This window comes from Stenotrophomonas sp. IS26, assembly GCF_054188265.1.
The window spans coordinates 269706-285624 of sequence record NZ_JBSZJV010000003.1; the positions used below are offsets into that span (position 1 = coordinate 269706).

Genomic DNA, 15919 nt, shown 5'->3' on the forward strand with positions numbered 1-15919 from the left:
CATACCGGAGGCCCGCCATGCGCTATGCCATCGTCACCGAAACCTACCCCCCTGAAGTCAACGGCGTTGCCTTGACCGTGCAGGGCCTGGAACTGGGTTTGCGTGCCGCGGGCCATCAGGTCGATCTGGTCCGGCCGCGGCAACCGTCCGACAGCGAGGCGGTGGACAGCACCGTGCTGGTCACCGGTGCCGGCCTGCCACGCTATCCCGGCCTGCGCTTCGGCCTGCCCGCCCCCACCCGCCTGGCCCGCCAGTGGCAACACCAGCGGCCGGACGCGATCTACATCGCCACCGAAGGCCCGCTGGGCTGGTCGGCACTGCGCACCGCGCGGCGCCTCGGGATCCCGGTCGCGACCGGCTTCCATACCCGCTTCGATGAGTACCTGCCCGACTACGGCGTGGCCTGGCTGCAGGCGGCCGCCCTGCGCTGGATGCGGCGCTTCCACAACCAGGCCGATGCGACGCTGGTGCCGACCCAGGAGCTGCAGCACTTCCTCGGCGAACAGGGCTTTGATCGGGTGCGTCTGCTGGCGCGCGCGGTGGACAGCAGCCAGTTCGAGCCCGAGCGGCGCGATCCGGCACTGCGCGAGGAATGGGGCATCGATGGCAACGGCTTCGCGGCGATCTATGTCGGCCGCATCGCACCGGAAAAAAACCTCGGTCTGGCGGTCAAAGCATTCCGCCGCCTGCAGCAGGTGCGACCGAAGGCGCGGTTCGTGTTTGTCGGTGATGGACCGTCACGCGCCAAGCTGTCGCATGACAACCCGGACTTCATCTTCTGCGGCGTGCAGCGCGGCGATGCGCTGGCGCGGCACTTCGCCAGCGGCGATCTGTTCCTCTTCCCCAGCCGCAGCGAGACCTTCGGCAACGTGACCCTTGAAGCGATGGCCAGCGGTCTGGCCACGGTCGCCTTCGATTACGGCGCTGCCCGCGAGTACCTGCGCACCGATGAAAACGGCATTGCCGTGAATGACGACAGCGAGTTTGTGACCGCCGCCGTGCAGTTGGCCGGCGACGACGCCCTGCGCCACCGGCTCGGCCGCACGGCCGCCGTTGCGATGAAGCGGCTGCATCCGCAGCACGTGGTGGCCGAGTTCGATGCGCTGCTGGCCGAACTGGCCCAGGCCCGGAGGCCGCATGCCGACCACGCCGCTTGATGCCCTGCGCGGGCGCGAAACCCGTTGGTGCCGCCGCGCCAACCACTACTGCCGGCACCGCCGGATCCGCCATGCCTTCGCGGTGATCAGCCGCTTGGGCGATGGCGCGTTCTGGTACGCGCTGATGGGCGCGCTGGTGCTGCTGGACGGCTTCGATGGCCTGCGTGCTTCGTTGCACATGGCTGCCACCGGCTTGATGGCACTGCTGCTGTACAAGGGCCTCAAGCGCTGGACGCGCCGCCCGCGGCCATTTGCCGCCGACCTGCGCATCCGTGCCTGGGTGGCGCCGCTGGACGAGTTCAGTTTCCCGTCCGGGCACACCCTGCACGCGGTGTCCTTCACGATCGTGGCACTGGCCTACTACCCGTGGCTGGCCCCGCTGCTGGTGCCCTTCACCGTACTGATCGGGCTGTCGCGGGTGGTGCTGGGCCTGCACTACCCGAGCGATGTGCTGGCCGCGACCGGCATCGCCGCACTGCTCGCTGCCGCCAGCCTGCAATGGCTGCCGTTGCCGGTGTGAGCAACAGGCACGCGCGCATCGCGCACCTGCGTTTTACAATGGGTCCATGACCACGCTGTTCATCTCCGATCTGCACCTGGACCCGAGTCGTCCAGCCATCACCGACCTGTTCCTGGCCTTCCTGCGCGATGAAGCGATGCAGGCCGAGGCGCTGTACATCCTGGGCGACCTGTTCGAAGCCTGGATCGGCGATGACACGCCCTCCCCGGCCGCCGATGCGGTGGCGATCGCGCTGCATGCCGTGGCCGATGCCGGAGTGCCGGTGTACTTCATCCGCGGCAACCGCGATTTCCTGGTCGGCGAGGACTACGCGCGCCGCGCAGGGTTCACGATTCTCCCCGACCCGAGCGTCATCGACCTGTATGGCCGTCCGGTACTGCTGCAGCACGGCGATCTGCTGTGCACGGATGATGTCGCCTACCAGCAGTTCCGCACGCAGACCCGCGACCCGGTCTTCCAGGCGCAGTTCCTGTCGCAGCCGCTGGCCGCACGCATCGCGTTCGCGCAGAAGGCGCGCGATGCGAGCCAAGCGCGTCAGTCGGAAATGAAACAGGGCGATCGCGCCCAGTTCGAAACCGTCACCGATGTCGCGCCGACAGAGGTCGACGCCACGTTCGGCCGCTATGGCGTGGACACGATGATCCATGGCCATACCCACCGCCCCGCCATCCACGCGCTGCAGGCCGGCGGGCGAGACTGCACCCGCATCGTGCTGGGTGACTGGTACGAACAGGGTTCGGTGCTGCGCGTCACGCCCGATGGCTGGACGCTGGACGCCCTGGCGAACTGAACCGCCCCCGCGACGGCCCAGTGGCCGCCGCGGGAAATCCAGATCAGCGGAATGCGGCCACAGCCGCCTTGGTGTTGACCAGCACGCGCTGGTTGTCGGCACTGCTGGCGATGCCCATCGGGATCCCGTTGTAGCTGACGTTCGGGTTGGACCAGTAGTTCAACCGCGGGCAGCTGCGTGTGCAGTTGTAGGCCATGATCGTGCGCCAGCCGGTGCCGCTCGCCGGCTCGTAACGGTAGCCATGGCCGTAGGCATACGGCGAAGCGCTCCCGTCGGTGGCGATGTCGTGCCGTGCGCTCTGCAGGTGGCCGATTTCGTGCGCGAAGGAGTAGTACCCGGCCGCGCAGTCCCAATGCACCGCTGCAAACGCCGTCGCCGCCGTGGAGCCGATCCCCGAGGCCAAGCCACAGGAACTGGCGTTGTTGATCACCAGCACCGCTACATCGGCCCGGGTGGTGTTGCGGCTGGTATGGATGCTGTCCATCACCCCATCGCTGGTGTTGCGGAAGCGCGACAGATCCGTGGAAAAACTGCTCGACTCGGCGTAGCTGGTGGTCTCGTACCCGGCCAGCTCCAGGGTGATGCCGACATTGCTGTTGCTGTAGCCCTGGTTGGATTCGGCCACCGCCAGCTGCACCAGCGATTGCATGTTGCCGCCATAGGCCGCCACCGCACCATTGGTGGCTACCACCAGCACGCGGATGGTGGCCGGCGTACCCGACGAGGCGGCCGCGATCCCGAGCCGGTCATTGGCCGGCATCGCCACGGTGGGCAGGGTGTTGTACTCGGCGGGATGATCGGTCGGCATGCGCGCCTCATCCACTTCCACCAGCACATGGCGACCATCGCTCAGCGGACGCAGCCGGTACAGCTGGCCGTCCTTCCGGATCGAGCCGGTGATCGTGTCGCCCGAACGCACCAGGATCACCGCGTTCATCGGGTCCGGCGCGCCGGCCTTGATCAGGCGAGCGCCGGCACGCGTGCCGATCTGGCCGTACCAGATGCTGCCGCCGTCGGCGAGCGTCTCGACCTTGCTCTGCAGGGCCTGCACCGGCTGTCCCAGCAGTTCGAACTCCAGGTGTTTCTGTGCCGGCGCGACCGCCCTCGCATCCACCCGTACCTCCTGCACCGCGCTGGTCGACGGCGAGCCCATCAGGGCCTGCAGGGCAGGTTGATGAGCGTTGCCGGCCCGGCTCAACACAGTGACCGGCTCGAACAACGGCGCCGCGGCAGCGCCACCGGCCCCCAACAGACACAACGCGATCACACCTGCGGCCTTGCTCATCGAACTGGACATCATGTCGCCTCTCTTTGAGTGAAAAACGGGAGCGGAGTCGGTGCTGCGGTCAGCCGATAGGGCCGGCATGCCCATCTGGCGCGACATGACCGCGTGAATTCAATAGAAATTGAGGACGAAACTTCCGAACTGTGATCGACCGCATCTTGGTTCAGGCTGGCCCACTGTCCCGGAGCGCCGGCTGCAGCCCGGCTGGCCACACGCGCTGCAACCGGACCGCCGCCAGGGCTTTGAGGGTCAGGGCGCGGAAAGCGCCCCACCACCAGTCCGCATCGAACGTGGCGGTAAGCGCTCCGTCCAGATGCTGTGCCAGAGCGTGCCGGGGGAGGCTGAGCGCGGTGCTTCCCAGCGCCGCCAGACCGAGAAAACGACGCCGGTTCAGGACCGGTGGGTGAAGCGTCATGGGAAGGCCCGTTGTGCGGAAACGGCCTGCAGAATAGGCACCGCTCGACACGGCCACGTAAACCTTGCGTTATATCGGCCTTGGTATCAAAACAAAATGCCGATAGCGACATCTCGATCATCGCCGCGTATTGAATTATCGTCCTACCGTGCGTCCCCATTGCTGCTCAACCCCGCGGGTCGATCATGGCCGGACACAGGCGGATATGCATGCAGACCCGAACCAGGCGCTGGATATGAGCCCACCCGATCGCACCCGCCTCGACAGTACGCTGCACATCGGTCTGTTCTTCGATGGCACCCGCAACAACGCTGACAATCTGCAGCGCGCCTCACGCCCGGCAGGCGCCACGACGCCAACACCGCGCCCACCCGCCGTGGTCGCCGATGATGCCTCCCCGTACCAGAGCCGCTTGACCAGCAGCTACAGCAACGGCCTGACCAACATTGCGCGGCTGCATGCGCTGTATCCGGACCATCGGCAGATGCCGCCCGCAGGTAGCATGCTCGCGTTGTCGATCTATATCGAGGGTGTGGGCACGCGCACCGGTGAAGAGGACGACCTGCTGGGGCTGGCGTTCGGCATCGGCCGCACCGGTGTCCGCGCAAAGCGACGCCGGGCCCTGGAGCAGCTGCTACCCGACGCGCTGCGCCAGCTCGCCCGCGCACACCCTGGCCGCGTACTCGGCAGCGCGCGGGTGGATCTGTTTGGCTATTCGCGTGGCGCGGCCAGCGCGCGCGACGCGGTGAACGTGCTCAACACACCCGGTGCCGCCGCGTGGCTGCGCGAGCAACTGGTGCGCTCGGGCTGGTCATTGGCGCCGGGATTTCCAGCCGCGGTGCGGCCGGTGCGCTTCGTCGGGCTGCTCGATACGGTGGTGGCGATCGGCCGCCAGCACCCCGGTGAGATGCCGGCGGTCGCACTGCCCGCCGGCTGTGCGGACAAGGTGGTGCAGCTGGTCGCGCGCGATGAGCACCGCGAACATTTCGCGCTGACCAGCGTGGCGCCCGAACATGAAGAGATCGCGTTGCCAGGCGTGCACGCCAACATCGGCGGCGGCTACGACCAGCGCATCGAAGGACCCAAGCTGCTGAGCCGCCCACAGGGACAGCTGCTGCGTGGCACCGGACTGGCGGCAGGCGATGTACCGCCGCTGGCGCTGCTGCGCGCGAGCACTGTCTACCGCGCCGCACAGGCGACGTGTCGGCGCTGGCAGCGCGCACTGGGGCTGGGAGATGACGCGATCTGGGTGGACGTCTGGCACCACTGGCAACAGCAGCGTGTCGCCGGCAGCCGCAGCGTCCTGCCGCAATTTACCCTGCGTGCCTACGCGGCGGTGGTGCTGCGCCGCGAGATCGACGCGCGTTACCAGTTCATCGCCTTGCGGTTGCTGCACCAGCATGCCGCAGCGGCGGGCGTGGCCTGGACAACCTCGCCTGACCAGCTGCCGGCATTGGCGTTGCCCGCTGAACTGCAGCCCATCGCGGCCCGGTTGCTGGCCGGCCATCCGCTCGATGCCGCGCAGGAGCGCACGCTTGGCCAGCATTACCTGATGCAGTCCGCGCACTGGAACTTCGATGCACTGGGTGACACTGCGCTGCTCTATGCCGCCGATGAAGGCACGCGGGAACTGCCGTACCGGCCGGGGCCGGGCCTGTTCTATGTCAACCGGCCGACCGAAAACGGTCAGCGCGTGGTGCTGGCCAACACCTGACCGCGCAGTTCGGTCTGTTCGATCAGCTCGGCCAGTTCTTCTTCGTCGAATCCGGCAAGCAGCCTGGCTTCCAGGTTGAACGGGCCATAGAGGAAGCCGCCGGCGTACTCGCGCAGCAGTGCCATGAACCGCGGGCGCGGCTCGACGTTCTCGCGCGTGCAGTACCAGCGGTACCACCGCGAACCCGCGGCCACATGCGCGACCTCTTCGCGCAGGATGATCTCCAGCACATCGGCGGTGGCATGGTCGCCACCGGCACGCAGCTTCACGATCATGCCCGGCGTGACATCCAGCCCGCGCGCTTCGAGAACACGCGGCACCAGTGCCATGCGCGCGAGCCCGTCATGCGCGGTTTTCTCGCACATTTCCCATAGCCCGTTATGCGCGTCGAAATCGCCGTAGGCATAGCCGTTGGCCTGCAGCCGATCGTGCAGCAGCATGAAGTGGCGCGATTCGTCATCAGCCACGCTGACCCAGTCGGCATGGAAGGAGCTCGGCAGGCCGCGGAAGCGGTACACCGCATCCCACGCCAGATCGATCGCATTGAGTTCGATATGCGCGATGGCGTGCACGAACGCGGCGCGCCCCTCCACGCTGCCCAGGCCACGCCGCGGCAGATCGCGCGGGTGGACCAGGGTCGGCCTGGCCGGGCGCCCCGGCATCCGGATCGGCTCCGGCGCCGGCGCATCGGCCGGTGCCTTCAGGCGACCGGCGCGGAACTGCACGGCGTAGTGCTGGGTCAGCGCGACCTTGCGCAGCGGATCCGGCTCGCCCAGGCACTGCTGCGCGGCCTGCAGCAGATCGCCGGCCGCGCTGTCCAACACGTCACTCATGCCCTGCCCTCAGGCGCGACGCTTGTGCTTGGCATCGTCCGAACGCAGCTGCTGGATGCGCTCGAAATACCCCGGCTCGATGCCGGTCGGGTAGACGCCGTTGAAGCACGAGGAATCGAACGACGTCAGCTCCGGATTGCCTTCGCTCACCGCCGCTTCCATGTCCTCGATGTCCTGGTAGATCAGCCAGTCGCAGCCCAGGTGCTTTTCGATTTCTTCGATGCTGCGGTTGTGCGCGACCAGTTCTTCGGCGGCCGGCATGTCGATGCCGTAGATGTTCGGGTAGCGCACCGGCGGCGCGGCACTGGCCAGGTAGACCTTGCGCGCGCCGGCGTCACGCGCCATCTGCACGATCTGCTGGCTGGTGGTGCCGCGCACGATCGAATCATCGACCAGCAGCACCACGCGGTTGCGGAACTCCAGGTGGATCGGGTTGAGCTTGCGGCGCACCGACTTCACCCGCTCACCCTGGCCCGGCATGATGAAGGTGCGGCCGATGTAGCGGTTCTTGATGAAGCCTTCGCGGTACTTCACCCCGAGCGTGTTGGAAATCTCCAGCGCGGCATCGCGCGAGGTATCCGGGATCGGGATGATGGTGTCGATGTCGTGATCCGGGCGCAGGCGCAGGATCTTCTCGCCCAGCTTGATGCCCATGCGCATGCGCGCCTTGTGCACCGAGACGTTGTCGATCATCGAATCCGGGCGTGCGAAGTACACGTATTCGAAGATGCACGGGCTGTGCTCGACCGGCTCGGCGCAGACTTCGGAGAACAGCTCACCACGCGCGGTGATCACCAGGGCTTCGCCCGGGCGCACATCACGCACGCGCTGGAAGCCGAGCACGTCCAGTGCGGCCGATTCGGAGGCCACGATGTATTCGTCGCCTTCGGCGTGCGCGCGCTTGCCCAGCACCAGCGGGCGGATGCCGTGCGGATCGCGGAAGGCCACCAAGCCCAGGCCCAGCACCACGCTGATCACCGCATAGCCACCCTTGACGCGGCGGTGCACGGCGGCCACGGCGCGGATCGCCGCTTCCGGGGTCAGCTGGCGCTGCGCATCCAGTTCGAAGGCGAACACGTTCAACAGCACTTCGCTGTCCGAATCGGTGTTGACGTTGCGGCGGTCCTGCTCGAACACCTGCTGGCGCAGCGCTTCGGTATTGATCAGGTTGCCGTTGTGGGCCAGCGCGATGCCGTACGGCGAGTTCACGTAGAACGGCTGCGCCTCGTCCATGCCTTCCGAACCGGCGGTGGGATAGCGCACGTGCGCGATGCCGACGCGGCCTTCCAGCGTGGACATCCGCTTGGCATCGAACACATCGCGGACCAGGCCATTGGCCTTCTGCACGCGCAGGCGGGTGCCGTCGGCGGTGGCGATGCCGGCCGCGTCCTGGCCACGATGCTGGAGGACGGTCAGGCCGTCATACAACTGCCCGGCGACGTTCTGGTTGCCGACGATTCCGACGATGCCACACATGGTGCGAATTCTCCGCTGGGCTGCGCCCATCTACAGTGAAGGTGGCCGTGCCTGGCCGGGGGTACCGTTCCGTGCCGGAGCGGTGTCGTCCGGACGCGGGTGCGCCGGCTCGATATTGACTGGCAGTGTGGAAGCCGGCCCGCGCGCCGCAGCGTCGGCAGGTGCCGTCTCCCTCCCCTCGTCAACGGGACGCGGCCATCCGCGCCCTGCCACTACTTCGCCAAGGACGCCATTATCGCCTGTCGCGAGCGGCTTGCCCAAATCCATTGTCGGCAGTTGCGGCAGATTCACCTCCGGCAACGCCATCTCGGGCAGCTGCGCCTGCATCCAGCGCACGCCAGGCTGCAGCAGCGGCCGCACCTGCGAGGTCTGCCAGGCCGGCTCCTGCGGCAGCGGCGTGAAGGCGGCCAGCATCAGCAGCACGCAGCCCAGGAAGGCGCCGCGGACCAGACCCAGTGCCCCGCCCAGCAGGCGGTCGGCGCCGGTCAGGCAGGTGACCTTCACGGCCGCCTTGATCAGCATGCCGATCAGGCCAACGGCGATCATGACGATCAGGAACACCCCCAGGTAGCCGGCAACGTAATGGCCGGTGCCCGGTTCCAGCGGCGCCGCCCACCAGTGGGCCGCGTCATTGCCGAACAGGAACGCGGCCCAGCCGGCCAGCAGCCAGGACAGCGTGCTGACCACGATGCCGACAAAGCCACGCATCAGGCCAAGCAGGACGGAGGCCCCGATCAGGACCAGCAGGACGATGTCGATCATGCCGGCAGGCCGCGCGGTAGGCGCCGTCCAGCGGGTGCGGGGCGGCGCAGAACAGGCATCAGGGGTGCGGGCGGACCATGCCGGCCACGCCGACCTTGGCGGCCACCTGGGCCTTGAGGTTCTCGGCATCGGCGCGGTTGGCGACCGGCCCGACGCGGACCCGGCTGAGGGTGCCCTTGTCGGTCCGGACCTGCTCAACGAAGGCGCTGAAGCCGGCGGCGCGGACTTTGTCGCGCAGCGCATTGGCCTCGGCCGCCTGGCCGAAGGCACCGAGCTGCACGGCGAAACCAACGCTGCTGGCGGCCGGGGCAGCCGGTGCCGCCGGTGCCGCGACGGCAGTCTCGGGCTTCGGCGCCGGGGCCGGCTTGGGCTCGGGCTTGGGCGCGGCCGGCTTCGGTTCCGGCTTGGCGGCCGCGACCGGCTCGGCCGGCAGGGATTCGGTTTTCACGGTAGTGCCCGCCGGCGCGGCGGCAACGCTGGAGGCAGGCGGAGCCGCCGCCGGGGCCGGTGTGGTGGCGGCCGGCGTGGCGGCAACCGCGGTATCGGCGCGGGCATCCAGGGTGATGACCTCGGCCTTGACGTCGTTGCGCACCTTCACCGCCTGCAGGCGGCCGGCTTCAGCCAGCGCGCGATCGGCGTAGGGGCCCACGCGCACGCGCCAGGCCTGGCGGCCATTGATCGTGGCCGGCTCGCGGAAGCCGGCCAGCTGGGCGCTCTTCAGCGAGGCGATGACGCGGTCGGCATCGGCTTCGGTGGCGTAGGCGCCAAAGCTCACCGCGTAGTTGCCGGCGGCCACGGCCGGCGAGGTGTCCGCCGGCGCCGGATCGGCGGCGACCGCAGGGCTGTCGGCCAGCGGCTGGGTGGTGGATGCCCCGCTCTGCAGGCCGGTGGCGCCACCGGTGGGTGCGACCAGCGGCAGCTCGCGGGTTTCGAACTGGCCATCCGACGGCGCGGCCGGTGCACTGATCGGCACGTTGGCGACACCACTGTCAGGTGCGGGACCCTTGACCAGCATGGGCAGGAAAATCACGGCCAACGCCACCAGGACGATGGCACCAATCAGTCGCTGTTTCAGAGGAGTATCCACGTGAAGGCAGGCAGGCGGCGCGGCGGAATGCCACGGCGATTATACGGGTGCGCGCGTGTGCGGCGGCTGATGCGGCTGAACGGCGCTGCAAAGCAGCCTCAGGCGCCGGGATCGAGGGTCTGCAGCGCCTGCGCGGCGGTGTGGAAGGAACCGAACACCAGCACGCGATCGCCGGCCTTGGCCTGCGTCACGGCATGCTGCAGGGCGTCCACGACGGTGGCGTGCGGCGTAGCACCGGCCGCAGCCGTGCCGGCCAGGCGCTCCCGCAGTTCCTCGGCGCTCTGCGCACGTGCCCCCTCCAGCCCGGCCAGATGCCACTGCTGGACCTGATCGGCCAAGGCCTCGACCACCCCGGCGGCATCTTTGTCCTGCAGGGCGGCAAACACCGCGATGGTGTCGCCGGTGACGCGACTGGCCTTCAGTGCGGTGGCCAGTTCGCGTGCGGCCTGCGGGTTGTGGCCGACATCGACCAGCACCTCCACGCCGTCACGATCGAAGGCCTGCAGACGGCCACGGATACGCGCGGCGGCGACGCCTTCGATGAAGGCGGTGCGCGGCAGCGGACGATCCAGCGCACGCAGCGCGGCGATCGCCGTCGCGGCATTGGCCCGCTGGATGGGCCCGCGCAGCGTCGGGTGCGGCAGTTCGATACGGAAGCCGACATCGCGCCAGCGCCAGCGCTCGCCATCGATGGCATCGGCGAAGAAATCGCTGCCGCCACGGATGGCGTTGGCACCCACCAGATAGGCACGCGCGAGCACACTCGAGGGCGGATCGATTTCACCGAGGATGACCGGCTTCCACCCACGGATGATGCCGGCCTTCTCGGTCCCGATCGCTTCGCGGTCCTCGCCCAGCCAGTCGCTGTGGTCGATATCGACGGTGGTGATCACCGCCACGTCGCCATCGACGATGTTGACCGCATCCAGACGGCCACCAAGGCCGACCTCAAGCACGGCCAGATCCAGGCCCGCCTGCGCGAACAGCTGCAGGGCGGCCAACGTGCCGTATTCGAAGTAGGTCAGCGTGGTGTCTCCACGCGCGTCCTCGATCGCGTTGAAGGCCGCCATCAGGGCGTCATCGGTGGCGTCCCGGCCATCGATGCGCACGCGCTCGTTGTAGCGCAGCAGGTGCGGCGAGGTGTATGCACCGACCTTCCAGCCGGCGGCACGTGCGATGGCCTCGATGAAGGCGACGGTGGAGCCTTTGCCATTGGTGCCACCGACCACGATGCTGCGCTCGGCCGGCGCCCCCAGCCCCATCGCCTGCGCCACGGTACGCACCCGGTCCAGCCCCATGTCGATGGTGGCGGGGTGCTGCTGCTCGATGTAGCTGAGCCAATCGGAGAGGGTCTGCGGGCGGACGATGGTGGTCATGGTCGTTGGATCGGAATCGTTGGGGCGGACGGCAGGATGGGACGCAGTACGTTACAGCGCGCGGTGTTTGGCTTCGCCGAAGAACGGGGTGTGGTGCGCACAGTCGTTGAGGCGGACCACTTCCAGCTGATCGAGGTCGGGGCCTTCGAGCAGGTTGAGGGTGGTCGGTGCCTGGCGGAAGGTCCACAGGCGCGAGATCGGCAGGCCGAGGATGCGGCACAGGATCACGCGATTGACGGCGTCATGGGCGACCACCAGCAGGGTGTCGTGCTCGCCCAGGCCTTCCGCGGCACGGGCCAGGCCACGCCAGCTGCGCTCGAGCACCAGGCGCAGCGATTCGCCGCCGGGCATCAGCACGGTGTCCGGTTCTTCGCGCCAGGCGCGCAGGCGGGAGGGATCCTTGTCGTGGATCTCGCTGGCCAGCAGGCCTTCCCATTCGCCGTGGGCGATTTCCTGCAGGTCCGGCTCGGTCTGCAGCATCGGGGCGCGTTCGGCACCGAGGGCGAGCTGGGCGGTGAGCTGGGCGCGCGCGAGCGGTGAGGCAACGGCGCGGGTGATGTCGACGGACTTCAGACGTTCCCCCAGTGCCTTGGCCTGGGCTTCGCCGATCGGCGACAACGGGATATCGATCTGGCCTTGGTAGCGGCCTTCGGCATTCCACGGCGTTTCGCCGTGACGGGCAAGCAGGATGCGCATGCGGACAAGGGGTCCTTGGGGGATGAGGTTCCGGCGCTTCGTTCACATCCTGTGAAAGCACGCGGAACAGGGATGATACCCGGTCGCGGCGGTGAAGCTGTGTGGCTGTTTGGTGTACGTGATCTGCTTGCTCGGCGGCTTGCTGGCGGATGGCTCGTAGAGCGTGGCGCCTGACTGGCCCGCGCAGGCTGAGGCCGGGTAGCCTCTGGCAGGACGCGCCGTGTCTCGCCCAGCCCTGCCCGGCGCGCTCCCGCAGGAGAAAGCAAGACGCCACGCGTTTGACTGTCATTCGCACATGAAAAAACCCCGCAGATGTCGCTGCGGGGTTCTGGAAACCGACGGGTCGGCTTACTTGCTGAGGTTCAGTTCTTTGAGCAGCTGCGGCGCCGGCGCCACTTCCTGCATGATCCACTGCATGTAACGGCTGTCGACCGCGATCATGCGGGTCATCACCGGATCGAACACCCAGTTCGAGCTGACCGACTCCCAGTTGCCATCGAACGCCAGGCCGACCAGCTTGCCGTTGGCATCCAGCACCGGCGAACCGGAATTGCCGCCGGTGATGTCCAGGTTGGACAGGAAGTTCACCGGCACCGAGCCGATGCGCTTGTCTTCCAGGCCGCCGTAACGCTTGGCCTTGACCGCCTCCAGCAGCGCCTTGGGCGAATCGAACGGGTCTTCGCCGGTTTCCTTCGCGGCCACGCCTTCCAGGGTGGTGAACGGGGTGTAGTTCACGCCGTCCTTGCCGTAGCCCATGACGTTGCCAAAGGTGATGCGCAGCGACAGGTTGGCGTCCGGATAGACGAACTCGCCCTTGCTCTTCTTGTAGTCGGCCACGGCCTGCAGATACAGCGGGCGCGACACCAGCGACTCGCCTTCGCGGGTCTTCTTCTGCTCTTCCTGCTTCAGCAGCGCCGGCATCACCGCCACCGCGTACTGGATCGCCGGATCGGTGCTGGCCTCGAAGGCGGCGCGGTCGGCCTTGAACCACGTCAGGCGCTCATCCAGGCTGCCCAGCTTGGTGCCCGAGAGCTTGCCGACCAGGCCCTGCACGGCCGCCGCATCGCTGCCCGCCAGCCACTGGTTGAGCACCTCGTTGCTGCGCTGCGCGGCCGGCAGGGCCACGTACTGGCTCAGCCAGTAGGTCTGCAGCTGCTGGTCCATGCGCGGCACGTAGCGGCGGTCCATCTGCTTCAGGCCGCCTTCGATCGAGGGCAGATCGCGTTCCTGGTAGCCGACTTCGCGCTCGGCATCGGCCTTGCTGCGTTCGATCGACAGGCGATACAGGGTGATCGCCGAGCCCACTGCGGACGTACTGTTGAACTGGCTGACGAACAGGTCGCGCTCACGCGTGGTCTTGCTGGTGTCCAGGTGCTGGACCAGCTGCGCATGCGCCGCCAGGGCCGGCTTGCCGGCGGCACCGCGCTTCTTCAGCCAGGCCAGCACGGCGGCTTCTTCGGCCTGCTTCTGGCCGGCTGCGTCGATACGCTTGAAACCTTCCAGCTGGCCGGCATAGTTCTTGGCCACGTTGTTCATGCTGGCCGCAGTGGCGGCGTACTTCACCTTGACGTCCGGGTCGGCCTTGCCGGCCTCGTCGATCATCTTCAGCACCGCGTTGTAGTGGCGCGCGATGGTCGGGTAGGTCCAGCTGGCGGTTTCATTGAACTCGCCGGCCAAGGCGTAGCGGTTGGTGCGGCCCGGGTAGCCGGCCACCATCACGAAGTCGTCGGCGCCCAGCGGCTGGTCGGCGAACTTCAGGAAGTGCTTGGGCTGGTAAGGCACGTTGTCGGCCGAGAAGGCGGCCGGCTTGCCGTCCTTGCCCACATAGGCGCGGTAGAACGAGAAATCGCCGGTGTGGCGCGGCCACATCCAGTTGTCGATGTCGCCGCCGAACTTGCCGACGCTGCCCGGGGGCGCGTAGACCAGGCGGACGTCCTTGATTTCCATGTTGCGGAACAGGCGGTAGGTGTTGCCACCGGAGAAGCTGTACAGGCGGCAGCGGAAGCCGGCATCGGCTTCACAGGCGGCCGTCTGGGCCTTGTCGAAGGCGTCCAGCGCGCGGGTCCGGGCCAGCGGGTTCTTGCCGGCGGCGGCGATGGCGGCCTTGGCCTGGTCGGTGACGTCGGTGATCTGGTCCAGCACGAACACGCGGGCGTTCGGGCCGGCGCTCAGTTCGTCCTTCAGGGTCGGGGCGTTGAAGCCATCCTTGATCAGGTTCTTCTCGGCGGTCGAGTTCAGCTGGATCGCGCCGTAGGCGCAGTGGTGGTTGGTGACCACCAGGCCTTGCGGGGAGACGAAGCTGGCGGTGCAGCCGCCCAATGCCACGACCGCACCCATCGGGTCGCCGGTCAGGTTGGAGATCTGCTCCGGGGACAGCTTCAGGCCGGCCTGCTTGAGCGGGCCGGCGATTTCCGGCAGCTGCTGCGGCACCCACATGCCTTCAGCGGCATGGGCGACCTGGACCAGCCCAAGGCTGGCGACGACGGAGAAGGCAAGCAGGTTCGAGCGCATTGAGCAGCCCCTGGTGAAAGAACCGCCGAGTGTAGCCCAGCCCCTGCCACGGCCCGATCCCCGGAAGTCATGGGCCAGGCCAGGCCGCCGTCCGCCGGGCATGGCCCGGCGAGCGCAGCGGCGCCGTTCGAAACGCCCATGCACCCCCGCCTTTCGTTCCGCCAACGCACCCGCAGCGCAACATGGGAATTCCGCGCAGCCCTCTATAATCCGCGTTTTCCCCCAGACGAGTTCCACCCCGATGGCGCAGCAAACAATGAAGGCCCTGGTCAAACGCGAAGCCGCCAAGGGCATCTGGCTGGAAGAAGTTCCGGTCCCCACCCCCGGCCCGAACCAGGTCCTGATCAAGCTGGAAAAAACCGCCATCTGCGGTACCGACCTGCACATCTACCTGTGGGACGAGTGGAGCCAGCGTACGATCAAGCCGGGCCTGACCATCGGCCACGAGTTCGTCGGCCGCATCGCCGAGATCGGCCCGGGCGTGACCGGCTATGAGATCGGCCAGCGCGTCTCGGCCGAAGGCCATATCGTCTGCGGCCATTGCCGCAATTGCCGCGGTGGCCGCCAGCACCTGTGCCCGAACACCGTGGGCATCGGCGTCAACGTCAACGGCGCCTTCGCCGAATACATGGTGATGCCGGCCAGCAACCTGTGGCCCATCCCAGATCAGATCCCGTCCGAGCTGGCCGCCTTCTTCGATCCGTACGGCAACGCCGCGCACTGCGCGCTGGAGTTCAACGTGATCGGCGAGGACGTGCTGATCACCGGTGCCGGCCCGATCGGCATCATCGCCGCCGGCATCTGCAAGCACATCGGTGCGCGCAACGTGGTGGTCACCGACGTCAATGATTTCCGCCTGAAGCTGGCCGCCGACATGGGCGCCACCCGCGTGGTGAACGTCTCCAACACCTCGCTCAAGGACGTGATGAAGGAGCTGCACATGGAGGGCTTCGACGTGGGCCTGGAAATGAGCGGCAACCCGCGCGCGTTCAACGACATGCTCGACTGCATGTACCACGGCGGCAAGATCGCCATGCTGGGCATCATGCCCAAGGGTGCCGGCTGCGACTGGGACAAGATCATCTTCAAGGGCCTGACCGTGCAGGGCATCTACGGCCGCAAGATGTACGAGACCTGGTACAAGATGACCCAGCTGGTGCTGTCCGGCTTCCCGCTCGGCAAGGTGATGACCCACCAGCTGCCGATCGATGAGTTCCAGAAGGGCTTCGACCTGATGGAACAGGGCAAGGCTGGCAAGGTGGTCTTGAGCTGGAATTGATCACCTGTGCCTTCGGCA

At 67.6% G+C, this 15919-nt stretch carries 13 protein-coding genes; 5 read left to right on the forward strand and 8 right to left on the reverse strand.

Features of this window, described 5'->3' with window-relative positions:
- The first annotated feature begins 17 nt into the window (after positions 1–17).
- Genes ACW6W5_RS04945 through lpxH form a run of 3 tightly spaced genes read left to right on the forward strand, consistent with a single transcriptional unit; the run spans position 18 to position 2467 of the window.
- Entirely contained in the window at positions 18–1157 is a 1140-nt protein-coding gene (locus ACW6W5_RS04945) for a glycosyltransferase family 4 protein (RefSeq protein WP_121042956.1), read from the forward strand.
- Positions 1138–1677 (forward strand): phosphatase PAP2 family protein, encoded by a 540-nt coding sequence (locus ACW6W5_RS04950; protein ID WP_121042954.1) that lies wholly within the window; start codon positions 1138–1140, stop codon positions 1675–1677. Before ACW6W5_RS04945 ends, ACW6W5_RS04950 begins: the two co-directional genes overlap by 20 nt.
- Positions 1678–1723: 46 nt before the next feature.
- On the forward strand, positions 1724–2467 hold the full coding sequence (gene lpxH / locus ACW6W5_RS04955) for a UDP-2,3-diacylglucosamine diphosphatase (protein ID WP_121042952.1): 744 nt from the start codon (positions 1724–1726) through the stop codon (positions 2465–2467).
- Positions 2468–2510: 43 nt separating this feature from the next.
- Here the strand turns inward: lpxH and ACW6W5_RS04960 are convergent, their stop codons facing one another.
- Positions 2511–3767: a zinc-dependent metalloprotease gene (locus ACW6W5_RS04960; RefSeq protein ID WP_121042950.1), complete on the reverse strand. Its 1257-nt coding sequence runs from the start codon at positions 3765–3767 to the stop codon at positions 2511–2513.
- Between the two features lie 635 nt (positions 3768–4402).
- Between ACW6W5_RS04960 and ACW6W5_RS04965 the strand changes: the two genes are divergently transcribed.
- Positions 4403–5881 carry a phospholipase effector Tle1 domain-containing protein gene (locus ACW6W5_RS04965; RefSeq protein WP_282260391.1) on the forward strand — a complete coding sequence of 493 codons (1479 nt, stop codon included), beginning with the start codon at positions 4403–4405 and terminating at the stop codon, positions 5879–5881.
- On the opposite strand, the gene ACW6W5_RS04970 is transcribed toward ACW6W5_RS04965, so the two are convergent.
- From ACW6W5_RS04970 to ACW6W5_RS05000, 7 genes are all read right to left on the reverse strand, one after another.
- Positions 5854–6714: a ferritin-like domain-containing protein gene (locus ACW6W5_RS04970; RefSeq protein WP_282260392.1), complete on the reverse strand. Its 861-nt coding sequence runs from the start codon at positions 6712–6714 to the stop codon at positions 5854–5856. The genes ACW6W5_RS04965 and ACW6W5_RS04970 overlap by 28 nt on opposite strands.
- Positions 6715–6723: 9 nt before the next feature.
- Positions 6724–8190 (reverse strand): amidophosphoribosyltransferase, encoded by a 1467-nt coding sequence (gene purF / locus ACW6W5_RS04975; RefSeq protein WP_121042944.1) that lies wholly within the window; start codon positions 8188–8190, stop codon positions 6724–6726.
- Between the two features lie 30 nt (positions 8191–8220).
- Positions 8221–8952 carry a CvpA family protein gene (locus tag ACW6W5_RS04980; protein WP_121042942.1) on the reverse strand — a complete coding sequence of 244 codons (732 nt, stop codon included), beginning with the start codon at positions 8950–8952 and terminating at the stop codon, positions 8221–8223.
- Positions 8953–9010: 58 nt separating this feature from the next.
- Positions 9011–10039, reverse strand: coding sequence for an SPOR domain-containing protein (locus ACW6W5_RS04985; protein WP_458233625.1), 1029 nt, complete (start codon positions 10037–10039; stop codon positions 9011–9013).
- A 98-nt stretch (positions 10040–10137) separates the two neighbouring features.
- Positions 10138–11415 (reverse strand): bifunctional tetrahydrofolate synthase/dihydrofolate synthase, encoded by a 1278-nt coding sequence (folC, locus tag ACW6W5_RS04990; protein WP_458233626.1) that lies wholly within the window; start codon positions 11413–11415, stop codon positions 10138–10140.
- Between the two features lie 51 nt (positions 11416–11466).
- The gene (locus ACW6W5_RS04995) at positions 11467–12111 is read right to left on the reverse strand and encodes a histidine phosphatase family protein (protein WP_458233627.1); all 645 of its coding nucleotides are present in this window, start codon (positions 12109–12111) and stop codon (positions 11467–11469) included.
- 348 nt (positions 12112–12459) lie between these two features.
- Positions 12460–14622 (reverse strand): S46 family peptidase, encoded by a 2163-nt coding sequence (locus ACW6W5_RS05000; protein WP_458233628.1) that lies wholly within the window; start codon positions 14620–14622, stop codon positions 12460–12462.
- A 256-nt stretch (positions 14623–14878) separates the two neighbouring features.
- Here ACW6W5_RS05000 and tdh point away from each other — a divergent pair, with 256 nt between their 5' ends.
- On the forward strand, positions 14879–15901 hold the full coding sequence (gene tdh, locus ACW6W5_RS05005) for an L-threonine 3-dehydrogenase (RefSeq protein ID WP_026070190.1): 1023 nt from the start codon (positions 14879–14881) through the stop codon (positions 15899–15901).
- The last annotated feature ends 18 nt before the right edge of the window (positions 15902–15919 follow it).